Raw genomic sequence first — 12,781 nt, forward strand, 5'->3', positions numbered from 1 at the left:
AGGTGGTGGCGCCCGGTGGGCTGGTCGTCGGGGTCGTAGGCGGGGAACTCAGGCTGTGGCGGTGGTGGTGTTGGCGGCGGTGGCGTGAGCGGTTGTGGTGGCTGTGGCGGCGGGACCGATTGCGGCGGCTGCGGTGCTGGAGTTGGGGGTTCGAGCGTGATCGGCGGATGCTCGCGGCAGCGAGGTGCGGGGGCGGCGGTGCGTTCGGCTTCGATGTCGGCGATGAGGTGCCACACGGTGTACTCACCATCACCGGCACCCGCATGCTGCCCGGCTGCGAATCTCAACCCTCCGAACGGGATCTGTGTCGCGATCATGGCGAGGATGAGGACGTTGAACAGCACGAACGTGCTCAGCTGAATCCAGAACATGGGGTCCATGACCTTTCTCTGACGTGTTGTGGCTGGTCAGGACTCGTGAGTGGGGATGGTGGTTCCTGCGACCGTTGCCGCTCACGAGGGTTTGGTGGTGAGGATGTGCCAGCAGGTCATGCAGGACTTCTCGCGAATCCAGTCCACTTCGGACCGATCGTGCAGCTCCGAGGCGGGAGCCTGCACACCGCAGTAGGCCTTGACCGTCTCGTCGGGTGGGGTTTTCGTTGCTGCGATGGGGAAAGCGTGGCGGCCGCCCGTGACCGGCCGCCACACGTACGTCAAGAAACCAGACATCTTGGGCTCCCTTGTGATCAGTGTCATCATTGCTCGAACCGTACTGGGAATCCCAGTTGAGTTCCTAGTAAGAGTCATGATGTTCGCCAGATTGAGGGAAGGCAGACTGTGCGCATGACCAGCAACGATCCAGGCCCTCTGGTGCAGCGGCTCGTGCTCGGAGCCGAGCTGCGCGAACTTCGTGAGGACGCTGGCTTGTCAGCGGACGAGGCGGCAGTAGCCCTCGGTTGGTACCGCAACAAGATCAGCAAGGTCGAGACCGGCGAGAGCAAGCTGTCCGATAAGGATGTTCAGGCACTCCTCGCGCTGTACGGCGTCAAGGAGAAAGCGGTCGACAGAGTTCTAGCGATGGCGAAGGAAGCGCGCCGCAAGATTCCACCAGCGCGTGTGCCGGACTGGGCGAAGAAGTATGTGCACCTCGAGGCCTGCGCTTCTGAGATCAAGCTGTTCTACGGCGACACGATTCCGGGAGTCTTGCAGACCTTCGACTACGCGCGCGAGTTGCTCTCGGCCTCGGTGGTGGTGCCGTCGGTCGACGTCGATGCGATGGCGGAGTCGCGCGAGCAGCGGTCATCCAGATTCTTCGGCCCCAACCCGCCCTTGCTGTGGGTGGTGCTTGGTGAGGAAGCGATCCGGCGACGGGTGGGCGACCGAGACGTCCACCGGGCCCAGCTGGAGCGGCTGCGCTCCCTCGCTGTGCTGGACAACGTCACGGTCCAGGTGGTCCCAATGGCGAGCGGAGCCCACGCAGGCCTTGGTATCGCCTTCACCCTGCTGCACCTCGAGCACGCCAACTCCGACATCGTCTACATCGAGAGCCTGACCAGCTCCGATTACTTGTCTCGACCCCAGCACACCCGCGCGTATAGCCTGGTTTTCGATCGATTGCGGGTAGCCGCGACAAGCGACAAGGACACGTTGTCGCTGATCGATCAAGAGATTGCAGCGCTTGACTAGGAGTGATCATGCTGCGGGACTCGGATGAGATGGTCTGGCGCAAGTCCAGCCGCAGCAACGGAGCGCAGAACTGCGTCGAAGTGGGCTGGCGGAAGGCGAGCCGGTCGGGATCGACTTCGAACTGCGTCGAGGTGGCGTTGGAGCCTGAGGTGGTGGGGGTTCGGGACTCGAAGGACCGGGATGGGGCTGTGCTGGCGTTCCCCCGGCGGCAGTGGGCGACGTTCGTCTCAGGGTTGCGGGATCGTCGCTGGTGAGGTGGGTTGTCTGAGCCGTTCGTGAAGGATGTTTCGCGAACGGTGTCCACCTGAGGGTGGGTCTCTTGTACTCTCTGCTGTCGTGATCACACCAGCGTGTGACGTGCACTGATCACGAACGGGGAGGGGACTCCGTGACGACGGGGATGGAAGGCTTCGCCGCCGGCGCCAGCGCGCTCGCAGGACAGGCCGCAGGCCTACGCGCTGCAGTCGACAGCGGCAAGGTCAGGATGACGCCGGACGCTGCCGAGCGCGTAGCCAAGATCTACGACGACAAGGCCGATGACCTTCGGCGAAAGGCCAGCGATGCTCAGCGGCTGGTCGTCAACGGCATTTACGGCGACTGCTTCATCGGCAGGGACCTTGAGCGGAAGTTCAACGAGAAGGTGACCGGACCGGGTGCTGCGCCGGATGCCGGGCTGATCCCGATCCTTCGTAAGACTGAGGAGATCTTGCGCAACATGGCGCAGGCTTTCCGTGATTCGGCACGTGAGATGACGAACACCGACGAGGAGAGCGCCCACAACGTGGGGCGGAGCGTCTGATCTGATGGTGGGTATGCGTAAAACACGAGTCACAGCCGTATCCGTGTTGGCGGTCGCTGGCGTCATGCTCGCCGGGTGCGGAACCCCGGGCGGCGGCGATCAGGGGCAGCCCACGTCCGATGGGTCCGGTTCGAACCCATTGGCAAGCTTTGATCCGTGCACGGCTCTCACGCCGGAGGAGATCCGTTCGTTCGGTGGAGACCCGAATGGTGAGCCCGCCAGTGGCTCCTCGAAGGAGGAGGGCTGTGACTACGAGGGCGAGAAGTTCATGTTCGGGGTGTTGAAGGGCATGGACTCGGACGAGGCCTACTGGGAACGGCGGAAGAACAGCTTCGACGTGTTCACGCCGAACCAGGTCGGTTCGCACAAGGGCTTCACCGGCATCGCGCTGAGCGGTAAGGGCCAGGGTGTCTGTCGTCAGATGATGTACGTCGGCAGCGGATCCGTGATCGTCGATGTCACCTATAGCTCCAACACGATTCCTAGTAGCGACGAAGAGACCTGCGCTCAGGCAACCGAGATCGCGCAGGTCGTTGAGAAGAAGCTTCCGCAGTAGGGGTTAGCCGAGGGGGAACGGCATGGTTGACGTTTTCGGGGCTGTTGGGGATGGCTTCTCCAGGGTCACGGGGATAGGTGAGACGCGGGAGGAGGAGTACCGGCGTCTCATGTCGGAGGCTGCGACTGCTGCCAGTCAGAAGCGCGGGCAGCAGCTGGCCGAGCAGCAGCAGGGTCTGAACATTCAGGGCACGGACCCGGCCTCGATCGCCCAGCGCGACAATTGGAACGACTGGGATCACGCCCGGCTGTACAACCAGCTCGGGCAGTCGTTGATACCTGGGGACATCAACACCAACGGTCAGGACTGGGTGAAGCTCGGCGAGGAGCTCGCCGAGATCTTCGCCGATCTGGAGCCGGAGACCCGCAAGGCTGCTGGTGACCAGCTGCAAGGTGAGGCAGCGGAGGCCAGCCTCAACGCTGCCAAGCCGCTTCAGGAGTGGGGCCAGCAGTTCGGCGACGCTGTTCGCGGTACCGGGCTGAAGATCCAGGAAGCCGGGAATGCTGCTGGGCAGACGAAGGCGACGCTGGAGCCTCCGAAGGAGTTCGACGGGCTGCGGAACGGGTTTCGGACCGTCATCATGCCCGGTGGCGGCATGGTCGATGGTGCGCAGCAGATGATGGAGCAGCGGGAGGCTGAGCAGCAGGCTCGGCAGCTCGTGCAGAACGTCTACGCCTCCGGGTACCAGTCCGTCGACACCAGCACTCCCACGTTCCCTCCGCCGGTCGATCCGCTGAACCCGCCTCCGCCGCCGGACCAGGGGCGGAGCAACCCGCAGGGGATTTCCTCCACGCCGTCCGGGATTTCCGGGCAGCCGTCCGGGAACGTGCCGGGTGGCGGCAGCGTGCCGGGCGGTGGCAGCGGCAACGTGCCCAGCGGCAGCGTGCCCAGCGGCAGCGTGCCGGGTGGTGGCTACACGCCTCCGGCGCAGAGCGGGTCGCAGTGGGCTGGTCCGCAGCCGACCCCTGGGCCGGGGCTGGGCGTCCCGCCGCCCGGTAGCACTCCGCCCGGTGGCGGCGGCCCCGGGTTCGTCGGCGGGATGCCTCCGGGCGGCCCCGGCGGGCCGGGCGCAGGTGGCCGCGGGCCCGGGCTCGGCGCCGGTGGTGGGCGCGGTGCTGGTGCCGGTGGCATGGGCGCTGGTGGTCGTGCCGGTGGCGCAGGCGGTCCCGGCATGGGCGCCGGTGGTCGTGCGGGCGCCGGTGGGCTCGGTGCCGGTGGTGCTGGTGGCGTGGCTGGCGGCGGTGCCGCTGGTGGCGCTGCGGGTGGTCGTGGTGCCGGTGGCGGGATGGGCGCCGGTGCTGGTCAGCGCGGTCAGGGCAGCGAGGACCAGGAGCACGACCGGCCGAGCTGGCTCGAGGAGCAGGACGACATCTGGCTGGACGACATGCCGCGGACCGCGCCGCCGGTCTTCGGTGATTGGAGCAGGTGACGGGATGTCCGAGCGTTGGCTGCTGCCACCGCTGTGGTTCGACTTCTGCTGGGAGATCGGCCGCTTCGACGAGTACCCGTTCCCGATCGCGGTGCGCTCGCACGGCGCGACGCTGGAGGAGCGCGCCGTGCTGCGCCAGCGGGCCCTGCCGGAGATGCAGGCGGCGGGGCTGCTCGGCGGGGGCGGTCTGGCACCGCGGTTCGGGCAGGTGCTCGCCCAGCTGGCCAAGCCCGGCCTGTGGATCGAGGGCATCTGGCTGCCGGACGAGACCACCGACTCACCGGTGCGGATGATGTCGGTGGCCAGCGAGGAAGGCGCGGTGCTGCTCGTGCAGGACTCCGGCGAGTCCGCGAGCTACGGCGGTGACCTGCGCATCTCCGTGCACCCGCGCACCACGGTGGTCGCGGCGGCGATCCAGGGCATGCCCCCGGCGCCGCCCGGCAAGCGCCCGCGCCTGGCGGTGCCGTGCGCCGAGCTCGCGCAGCAGCAGGGCGCTCCGGGCGACGACAACTTCGAAGAGCTGGACATGATGCAGACCGCGTCGACGTCCAAGCGCACCCCGTCCGGCGCCGACGCGCTCCGCGCGGCCCTGGCGGAGCAGCACCTCAGGGACGGCCAGTTCGCGGTGAACATGCGTGACCGCCACGGCCGCCTGCGCCGCTCCCAGGTCATGAAGTGGTTCGACGCGCCCGAACCCGACGGGCGCTACGGCCTGTCCCAGCAGCAACGCCCCGGCGTCGGCCCCGAACTCGTCCTCGCCCCGCTCGCCCCGCCAGACCTCGGCAGGGCCCTGGAGAACCGGGTCACCGAAGTCCGCTCCGCGGCCTGAGGCGCACTCCGCGAGTCCCACCGAATTCGGGGACCTGGTTCTTGCCGGGAACAGGCCCTGCGATTTCGGTGGAACTCGCGCGCGGGTCCCTGATCCGCCCGGAATGTCCGGTAAGTTTTCCGCAGGAGCCGCCCCGGACCTGGCCGCAGCCGGTGATCGGACCCGGAACCGGGCCTCGATCAGGGGCAGGATGTTGGTGCGCTCGCACCCCCAACCTCTAGGGTGCTCGGGGGGAGTCGGCGCGCCGAGCGGTCGGCGGTCGGACGACGACGTCGCCGGGGCGGCGCTCCGGCGACGGTGAAGGAGTTCTGGGTGTCCCTGCACGTCTCGATCGACTTCGGCACGTCGAGCACATGCACGGTGGTCTCGGTCGGTGGCGCCGAACCGCAGGTCGTGGTCATCGACGGCCAGCCGCTGGTCCCGTCCGCGGTGTTCGCCGCCGCCGACGGCACGCTGTTCGTCGGGCACGAGGCCGAGCGGCAGGCGGCGGTCGACCCCGCCCGGTTCGAACCGCACCCCAAGCGCCGCATCGACGAGGGCGAGCTGCTGCTGGGCAGCACCGTGCTGAAGGTCGGCGACGTGATCCGCGCCGTGCTGCAGCGCGCCGTGAACGAGGCCCGCCGCTTCGCCGGGGGCGCGGGCGTCGACCTGCTGGTCCTGACCCACCCCGCCGACTGGGGCTCGGTGCGCACCGCCGAGCTGCGCCAGGCCGCCACCGGCCTCGGCAAGGAGATCGTGCTGGTGCCCGAGCCGGTCGCCGCCGCGGTCTTCCACTCCGCCGGGCACGGGCTGCCCGACGGCGGTGCCCTCGCCGTGCTCGACCTCGGCGGCGGCACCGTGGACGCCAGCGTGGTGCGCAAGCAGGGCGCGTCCTTCCAGGTGCTGGCCACCCGCGGCGAACCGAACTTCGGCGGCGCGGACATCGACCAGGCGCTGCTGGAGCACATCGGCGAGCTCGTCTCCGGCACCGACCCGGACGCCTGGGCCAAGCTCGTCGAGGGGCGCGAGATGGCCGACCGCCGACGCCGCCGCGTGGTCCGCCAGGACGTCCGCGGCGCGAAGGAGACCCTGTCCCGGCACACCTACACCGACGTGCCGATGCCCCCGCCGTTCTCCGACGCGCACGTCACCCGCGTCGACCTCGAAGCCCTGATCGCCGAGCCGCTGGGCAAGGCCGCCGACCTGGTGCTGACCACGCTGCGCGAGGGCCGGGTGCAGCGCCAGCAGCTCGCCGGGGTCTTCCTGGTCGGCGGGTCGAGCCGGATCCCGTTGGTGTCGCGGCTGATCCACGAGCGCACCGGCGTGGTGCCGACCACATTGGACCAGCCGGAGACGGTCGTCGCGCGCGGCGCGCTGCGCGCGGTGCGGCTCGACCCGGAGCGCACCGGGGGCCTGGCGCCCGCCGGGACGTGGGCCGGGACGAAGACGGTCCGCTCCGCGCCGATGCCCGCCCCCACCCCGCCGCCCGGCATCACCGCGGGCGACTCGCTCAGCCGCGCCCGCACCGTCGTCATCGGCGGCAGCGACACCACGCTCCCGGTCGCCAAGCCGAAGCGCCGCGTCACGAACAAGCTGCCCTGGCTGATCGGCGCCGGGGCCGCCGTGGTGGTCGGGGTCGGCGCTGTCGTCGCACTGCTGCTGACCAGCAGCGGACCGGACGCCGTGGCCGCGCAGAAGCTCGCCGCCTACGACTATGCCTTCAGCTACCCCGGCACCTGGGAGGCCCGCCCCGGGGACGCGATCAAGTTCCAGACGCTGCTGCAGCCCAAGGAGGGCGAGCAGGGCTCGATGATCGCCGTCGAGGAGGGCCGCCTCGGCTTCGACACCGACACCGACCGGGCCCGCGCGGTGCAGATGCTGCGCGCGGAGTACGAGCAGTTCGTCGCGGCGGGCAAACCGTTCTCCAAGTTCACCGCAACCGCCAGTTTCGGCGGCCAGGAAGTGGTCTACTACCAGGAAACCCTGCCGGAGACGACCGTCGAGTGGTACACGCTCTACCGCGGCCAGTTCAAGATGAGCGTCGGCTGCAAGTACGGACCGGCAGGCAAGGAAGATGTGGCCCGCGCGTGCGAGCAGGTGGTCCGAACGTTGGCGGTCGGCTGAACCGGAGGTGAAAACGCGGCGGAATGCGCGCCGCGCCGCCGCGCCGAACGCTTTCGAGAGCCTCCCGCAGCCGCGCGCAAATGCAATTCGCTCGCGCCGAGCCGGGCGGGGAAGGCTATGACATGGACGCAGCAGAATCGGTCCGCGAATTCCGCGCCGAACTGGCCGCCGCGGTCGGTCGCGGGCACCGGGCCCGCGCCGAAGCGCACCGCCGCGCCGTCGACTTCCAGCGGGACACCCGGGAACGTGCAGCGCAGGCCGGTGCGACCGGCGGGGGCGAGCAGCGCGAGGCGGCGCTGGAGCACCGCACCAGGATGGGGCTGGAAGTCCCCGAACCGGTGAATCCGAGTGCCCGCGACGCCGAGGAGAAGGCACCCGGGACCGGGAAATCGCAGGAGCAAACGCCGTCCGACGGCAGCGACTTGGACTTTTCCCAAGCGCAAATCATGCGGTGACCTGCGGGTTCCGCGCGCGGCGTTTACATCAGCAACGGGTTCCGCAGAAATCCAGGACAACCGGGAACCGGACGTGGCAATGTCTGCGTCGCAGGTTCATCCGAACTTGTTGACGAGTTTGAAGGGGGTCATCCGAAGATGGCTGGGATTGGTGCAGACACCGAAGCGATCCAGCAGGCGTCCGTCGACATCGACGAGGCGCGCAACGCTGTCGAGCAGGCGCTCCAGCAGCTGCAGGGTCAGCTCGAGGGCCCGGTCGCGAACTGGAAGGGCGCGGCCGCGGACGTCTTCCGCAAGCTGATGGACCAGTACGAGCAGAGCGGCAAGAAGATCATCCAGAAGCTGGACGAGCTGGGCCAGAACGTGCAGTCCTCGGGTCAGGACTACGCGCAGACCCAGGAGGACCAGGCCCAGGAGATCTCCAAGATCGCCAGCCTGCTCGACGGCTGACGCTTCCGCAGTCGCACACTCCACTTTCTTCAGAGGTATTTGAGGGGATAACGCAATGAGCGAGATCAACGTCAACTTCGCGGAGCTGCAGCAGGCTTCCGACGACCTGCAGGCCGCGGCCCAGAAGATCCAGGGCGAGCTGGACGACCTGGAGAGCAAGATCCAGAAGCTGATCCAGACCTGGGAGGGCGAGGCGCAGGAGTCCTACCACACCGCGCAGCGGGAGTGGGACGCCGAGGCGGCCAAGATGCAGGAGACCGCGGCCAAGATGGGTATGGCCGTCGGCGCTGCCAACGAGGCCTTCCAGGCCGGTGAGAAGAAGAACGCCGGCCGCTTCGGTGGCTGAGCTCACCTGCTGAGCGCTCTCGCGGCCCCGGCGATCCGCCGGGGCCGCGTGCTGTGCCCGGGCCCTGCCCGCCGGGGCGGATCCGGGCATTGCTACTCTCTACTCGGCGATCTGCCAGGTCAGAAATCCTCGCCCCCGCTACCGAGGACCCGTTTTGACCGGGCCAGAAGCCACCAAGTACCCTCATTCTTTGTTGTGCGGTGCGCGGCTGCAGTTCGCGCCAGCGGATCGGGTCTGCGGATCACGGTCCCGGCGGCGGTGCTGACGGACGTGCCGGCCCCGAGGGGGTCGACCGACGTGATCGAGACGGGCTCCGCACTGACGATTCCGACGCGAACGACGACGAGGTAGACCCGTGCGCACGTACAGCCCGAAGCCCGGCGAGGTGACCCGCGCCTGGCACGTGATCGACGCCGAGGATGTTGTGCTCGGCCGGTTGGCAACTCAGGCCGCGACGCTGCTGCGCGGCAAGCACAAGCCGACCTACGCACCGCACGTGGACACCGGCGACTTCGTCGTCGTCATCAACGCGGAGAAGGTTGCCCTCACCGGCAACAAGCGTGAGCAGGCGTTCCACTACCGGCACAGCGGCTACCCCGGTGGTCTGCGTAAGCAGTCCTTCGGCGAGGTGCTGGAGAAGCACCCCGAGCGGCTGCTCGAGAAGGCGATCAAGGGCATGCTCCCGAAGAACAAGCTCGGCCGGGCCATGGGCAAGAAGCTCAAGGTCTATGCGGGCCCGGAGCACCCCCACCAGGCCCAGAACCCGCAGCCGTTCGAGATTAAGGCGAAGGTCCAGAAGTGACTGACGAACTTCAGCAGGAAGAGGCAGTGAACGCCCCGGAGGAGACCTCCGAGACCGTCGAGGCCGTCGACGCGGTGGAGTCCGAGGAGGCCGCTCCGGCCCCGCTGCCGGTGCCGACCGGTCGCCCGGTGCAGACCGTCGGTCGCCGCAAGGAGGCCGTGGTCCGCGTGCGGCTGGTGCCGGGCAACGGCGGCTTCAAGCTCAACGGCAAGAGCCTCGAGCAGTACTTCCCGAACAAGGTCCACCAGCAGATCGTCAAGGAGCCGCTGGTGACCGTCGAGCGCCTCGAGGGCTTCGACGTGCTGGCCACCCTGCGCGGTGGCGGCCCGTCCGGTCAGGCCGGTGCGCTGCGCATGGCGATCGCCCGTGCGCTGGTTGCCTACGACGGTGACGACCGCCCGGCGCTGAAGAAGGCCGGCATGCTCACCCGTGACGCGCGGGAGAAGGAGCGCAAGAAGTACGGCCTCAAGAAGGCCCGCAAGGCGCCGCAGTACAGCAAGCGCTGACGCGAACGAGAACACGATCCGCGGGAGCAGTCGGAAGTCCACAACGGACTCGGGCTGCTCCCGCGGTCGTTTCGAGGGGTTGTTCCCCGCACGCGGGCGCGGAGGTCCGCTGTGCAGAATGAGCACGAGGATCGAGAAGGGGACTTGCTGCTGATGTCTCGGTTGTTCGGCACCGACGGGGTGCGAGGACTGGCCAACGCCGACCTGACCCCGGAACTGGCGATGTCGGTGGCCGCTGCGGCGGCTCGGGTGCTCTACGACCGGGACGACTCGAAACGTCGCGTGGCGTTGGTCGGCCGCGACCCGCGGGCCAGCGGCGAGATGCTGGAGGCAGCCGTCACCGCGGGCCTGACCTCGGCAGGTGCGGACGTGCTGCGGGTCGGCGTGCTGCCCACCCCGGCGGTGGCGCACCTGGTGGCCGAACTGGGCGCCGACCTCGGCGTGATGATCTCCGCCTCGCACAACCCGATGCCCGACAACGGGATCAAGCTCTTCGCGGCGGGCGGCCACAAGCTGCCGGACGCGGTCGAGGACGAGATCGAGGCCCGCCTGTCCGAGCAGGTCGAGCGCCCGACCGGGGTGCACGTCGGCCGGGTCCGCGACGTGCCCGACGCGGTGCGGCGCTACGTCGACCACCTGCTCGAAGCCGCCCCGCAGCCGCTCAACGGGCTCAAGGTCGTGGTGGACTGCGCGAACGGCGCGGCCGCGGCGGCGGCCCCGGAGGCCTACCGGCGCGCGGGCGCCGACGTGGTGGCGATCAACGCCGAACCCGACGGCCTCAACATCAACGACGGCGTCGGCTCGACCCACCTCGACGTCCTGCAGGCCGCAGTCGTGGAGCACGGCGCTGACCTGGGCGTGGCGCACGACGGCGACGCCGACCGCTGCCTGGCGGTGGACGCCAGCGGCGCGGTGGTGGACGGCGACCAGATCATGGCGGTCCTCGCGGTGGCCATGCACGAGGCGGGCGAGCTCACCGAGAACACGCTGGTCGCGACGGTCATGAGCAACCTCGGCCTGCACCTGGCGATGCGCGAGCAGGGGGTGTCCCTGCGCACCACGGCGGTCGGCGACCGGTACGTGCTGGAGGAGTTGCGCACGGGTGGCTTCGCGCTCGGCGGCGAGCAGTCGGGCCACGTCGTGCTGCCCGCCCACGCCACCACCGGTGATGGCCTGCTCACCGCCCTGCGCCTGATGGGCCGGGTGGCGGACACCGGCACCCCGCTGGCCTCGCTGGCCAAGGTGATGCGCCGCCTGCCGCAGGTGCTGGTCAACGTCCGGGTGGCGGACAAGGTGGCGGCGGTGGCGGCCCCCGAGGTGATCGCGGCGGTGTCGCAGACCGAGACCGAGCTGGGCGAGACGGGGCGCGTCCTGCTGCGCCCGTCCGGCACCGAGCAGCTCGTCCGGGTCATGGTGGAGGCCCAAACGGAGCAGAGCGCGCAGGACGCTGCGGAGCGTTTGGCGGAAATCGTTGCCGCGATCCGGTGATGTTGTGATGTAGATCTCTCGCTGGCGCCCAAATTGTGAGACCATGCTCACATGGGTGCCATCGTTGTCGCCATGATCGTCGGGCTCGTCGCTGTCGGGCTCGTCGTGGGTCTTGTGATCTTCTCCGCGATCGCGGTCGCCGGCCTGAAGGCCGTGAACGCCGCGCACGAGGGAAGGTCCTGGTTCGTCAACCGCCGGAACCGGAGCTGACATGCGCGGCCGGTTCCTCGGCGACCTCCTGATGGTCCTCATCCTCCCCCTGGTCGGCATGCTCTTCGCCGCCTTCCTGGCGGTCCTGCTCGCCCAGGGTGGGGACCTGCACAACTTCCTCCCCGCCGGCGGTTACTGACCGCTGCCCGCCCACGGCGCGATCGCCCCGTGGGCGCTGCGTGCTGCGCGCACCCGTTTCGGCGTTCCCCTGCCGCGCGCCCCGGAGCCTCAGATAGGTTCGGCGTCCGGAACCGGATGAGGGAGGCGTCGGTGGTCCTTGACCTTCTGATCGTGCTCGTGCTGAGCATGCTCGCCGGGGCGGGCGGTGGTGCCATCGTCGCCGCCGCGATGACCCGGGCGAAGGCGCCGCAGCAGCAGTTCCCGGCGCAGGCCGGGCCGCAGTACCCGCCGCAGGGTCCGTACTACCAGTGACTTCCAGGGGAGGGATTCCGTGGTCCTGATCGCGTTCGTGATCAGCATCCTGTTCGGCGGTGGTGCAGGCGCTCTGGCCGCCTTCCTGATCGTCAGGAGCAAGAACAAGGCCCAGCAGCAGGCGGTGGTGGGCTACCCGCAGCAGCAGGGCTTCGCCCAGCAACCGCAGCAGTTCCCGCAGCAGGGCTTCCCGCAGCAGCCGCAGCAGGGCTTCGGCCAGCCGCCGCAGGGTCTCTACCCGCCGCAGTGATCCGCGGAGTTCCGCGCACCCGGGGTTGGGCCCGGGAGGAGGGGAGTTTCAGGTGCTCGAGTGGCTTCTCGCCGCGGCACTGTCCATCGCGCTGGGCGCGGGCGTGGGCACCGTCGTGGCGTTGCTGATGACCAGGAAGATCGGCTCGCGGAAGTCGGCGGTCCCGCCCGGCGGCCACGGGCAGAACCCCTACCAGCCCTGACATCGAGGAGGCAGACGTGTACTACTTCTGGTTGGGGGTCGGTTTCGTGGCGCTGCTCGGCGGAGTGGCGGGCGGGATCGCGGCCCTCGTGGTGGTGAAGGTGAAGCTCCGGGGCCTGAGCACTCCGCAGCCCGTGCCGGACTTCGCCCAGCAGCAGCCCCCGCAGAACTTCGGCCAGCCGTACCCGCCGCAGCCGGGGTACGGCCAGCCCCAGCAGGGCTTCCCGCCGCAGCAGGGCTACGGTCAGCCGCCGCACCCGCCGCAGTGATCGACTCCTCTCCTTCGCGGTTGCAAGGACC

Annotated in this window: 21 protein-coding genes; 19 read left to right on the forward strand and 2 right to left on the reverse strand. The window is 69.2% G+C overall.

What is annotated here, in order from left to right:
- Positions 1-380 (reverse strand): hypothetical protein (locus ABT324_RS23265; RefSeq protein WP_351181317.1); only part of this gene is annotated, 380 nt, incomplete at its 3' end.
- Between the two features lie 72 nt (positions 381-452).
- Positions 453-698 (reverse strand): hypothetical protein, encoded by a 246-nt coding sequence (locus tag ABT324_RS23270; protein WP_351181320.1) that lies wholly within the window; start codon positions 696-698, stop codon positions 453-455.
- Between the two features lie 84 nt (positions 699-782).
- On the opposite strand from ABT324_RS23270, the gene ABT324_RS23275 reads away from it, so the two are divergent.
- The 19 genes from ABT324_RS23275 to ABT324_RS23365 all read left to right on the forward strand — a co-directional run bounded on the left by ABT324_RS23275 (position 783) and on the right by ABT324_RS23365 (position 12,750).
- Complete coding sequence (locus ABT324_RS23275) at positions 783-1,625, forward strand: helix-turn-helix domain-containing protein (protein WP_351181323.1); 843 nt, start codon at positions 783-785, stop codon at positions 1,623-1,625.
- Positions 1,626-1,654: 29 nt separating this feature from the next.
- Positions 1,655-1,879, forward strand: a complete 225-nt coding sequence (locus tag ABT324_RS23280) for a DUF397 domain-containing protein (RefSeq protein ID WP_351181516.1) — start codon at positions 1,655-1,657, stop codon at positions 1,877-1,879.
- Between the two features lie 134 nt (positions 1,880-2,013).
- Positions 2,014-2,424 (forward strand): hypothetical protein, encoded by a 411-nt coding sequence (locus tag ABT324_RS23285; RefSeq protein WP_351181325.1) that lies wholly within the window; start codon positions 2,014-2,016, stop codon positions 2,422-2,424.
- Positions 2,425-2,467: 43 nt separating this feature from the next.
- Positions 2,468-2,980: a DUF3558 domain-containing protein gene (locus ABT324_RS23290; protein WP_351181328.1), complete on the forward strand. Its 513-nt coding sequence runs from the start codon at positions 2,468-2,470 to the stop codon at positions 2,978-2,980.
- 109 nt (positions 2,981-3,089) lie between these two features.
- Positions 3,090-4,409 carry a PPE domain-containing protein gene (locus ABT324_RS23295; RefSeq protein ID WP_351181331.1) on the forward strand — a complete coding sequence of 440 codons (1,320 nt, stop codon included), beginning with the start codon at positions 3,090-3,092 and terminating at the stop codon, positions 4,407-4,409.
- Positions 4,410-4,413: 4 nt separating this feature from the next.
- Positions 4,414-5,238 (forward strand): ESX secretion-associated protein EspG, encoded by an 825-nt coding sequence (locus ABT324_RS23300; protein ID WP_351181334.1) that lies wholly within the window; start codon positions 4,414-4,416, stop codon positions 5,236-5,238.
- Positions 5,239-5,550: 312 nt separating this feature from the next.
- Positions 5,551-7,341, forward strand: coding sequence for a type VII secretion-associated protein (locus ABT324_RS23305; RefSeq protein ID WP_351181337.1), 1,791 nt, complete (start codon positions 5,551-5,553; stop codon positions 7,339-7,341).
- Between the two features lie 122 nt (positions 7,342-7,463).
- Positions 7,464-7,796, forward strand: a complete 333-nt coding sequence (locus ABT324_RS23310) for a hypothetical protein (RefSeq protein ID WP_351181340.1) — start codon at positions 7,464-7,466, stop codon at positions 7,794-7,796.
- 138 nt (positions 7,797-7,934) lie between these two features.
- A complete protein-coding gene (locus ABT324_RS23315; RefSeq protein WP_351181343.1) occupies positions 7,935-8,246 on the forward strand; it encodes a WXG100 family type VII secretion target in 312 nt (103 codons plus the stop codon).
- Positions 8,247-8,301: 55 nt separating this feature from the next.
- A complete protein-coding gene (locus ABT324_RS23320) occupies positions 8,302-8,592 on the forward strand; it encodes a WXG100 family type VII secretion target (RefSeq protein ID WP_351181346.1) in 291 nt (96 codons plus the stop codon).
- Between the two features lie 355 nt (positions 8,593-8,947).
- The gene (gene rplM, locus ABT324_RS23325) at positions 8,948-9,394 is read left to right on the forward strand and encodes a 50S ribosomal protein L13 (protein ID WP_150067161.1); all 447 of its coding nucleotides are present in this window, start codon (positions 8,948-8,950) and stop codon (positions 9,392-9,394) included.
- 26 nt (positions 9,395-9,420) lie between these two features.
- Positions 9,421-9,900, forward strand: a complete 480-nt coding sequence (gene rpsI, locus ABT324_RS23330) for a 30S ribosomal protein S9 (protein WP_351181519.1) — start codon at positions 9,421-9,423, stop codon at positions 9,898-9,900.
- 153 nt (positions 9,901-10,053) lie between these two features.
- Positions 10,054-11,388: a phosphoglucosamine mutase gene (gene glmM, locus ABT324_RS23335; protein WP_351181522.1), complete on the forward strand. Its 1,335-nt coding sequence runs from the start codon at positions 10,054-10,056 to the stop codon at positions 11,386-11,388.
- Between the two features lie 51 nt (positions 11,389-11,439).
- Positions 11,440-11,598, forward strand: coding sequence for a hypothetical protein (locus ABT324_RS23340; RefSeq protein WP_351181349.1), 159 nt, complete (start codon positions 11,440-11,442; stop codon positions 11,596-11,598).
- Between the two features lies 1 nt (position 11,599).
- Positions 11,600-11,737, forward strand: a complete 138-nt coding sequence (locus ABT324_RS23345; protein WP_351181352.1) for a hypothetical protein — start codon at positions 11,600-11,602, stop codon at positions 11,735-11,737.
- Positions 11,738-11,868: 131 nt separating this feature from the next.
- Positions 11,869-12,030 carry a hypothetical protein gene (locus ABT324_RS23350; RefSeq protein WP_351181354.1) on the forward strand — a complete coding sequence of 54 codons (162 nt, stop codon included), beginning with the start codon at positions 11,869-11,871 and terminating at the stop codon, positions 12,028-12,030.
- Positions 12,031-12,049: 19 nt separating this feature from the next.
- Complete coding sequence (locus ABT324_RS23355; RefSeq protein WP_351181357.1) at positions 12,050-12,280, forward strand: hypothetical protein; 231 nt, start codon at positions 12,050-12,052, stop codon at positions 12,278-12,280.
- Positions 12,281-12,332: 52 nt separating this feature from the next.
- Positions 12,333-12,482 (forward strand): hypothetical protein, encoded by a 150-nt coding sequence (locus ABT324_RS23360; protein WP_351181360.1) that lies wholly within the window; start codon positions 12,333-12,335, stop codon positions 12,480-12,482.
- Positions 12,483-12,498: 16 nt separating this feature from the next.
- A complete protein-coding gene (locus ABT324_RS23365) occupies positions 12,499-12,750 on the forward strand; it encodes a hypothetical protein (RefSeq protein WP_351181363.1) in 252 nt (83 codons plus the stop codon).
- The last annotated feature ends 31 nt before the right edge of the window (positions 12,751-12,781 follow it).

Source organism: Saccharopolyspora sp. NPDC000359 (assembly GCF_040300525.1).
In the GTDB taxonomy this organism is placed as follows: Bacteria; Actinomycetota; Actinomycetes; order Mycobacteriales; family Pseudonocardiaceae; genus Saccharopolyspora.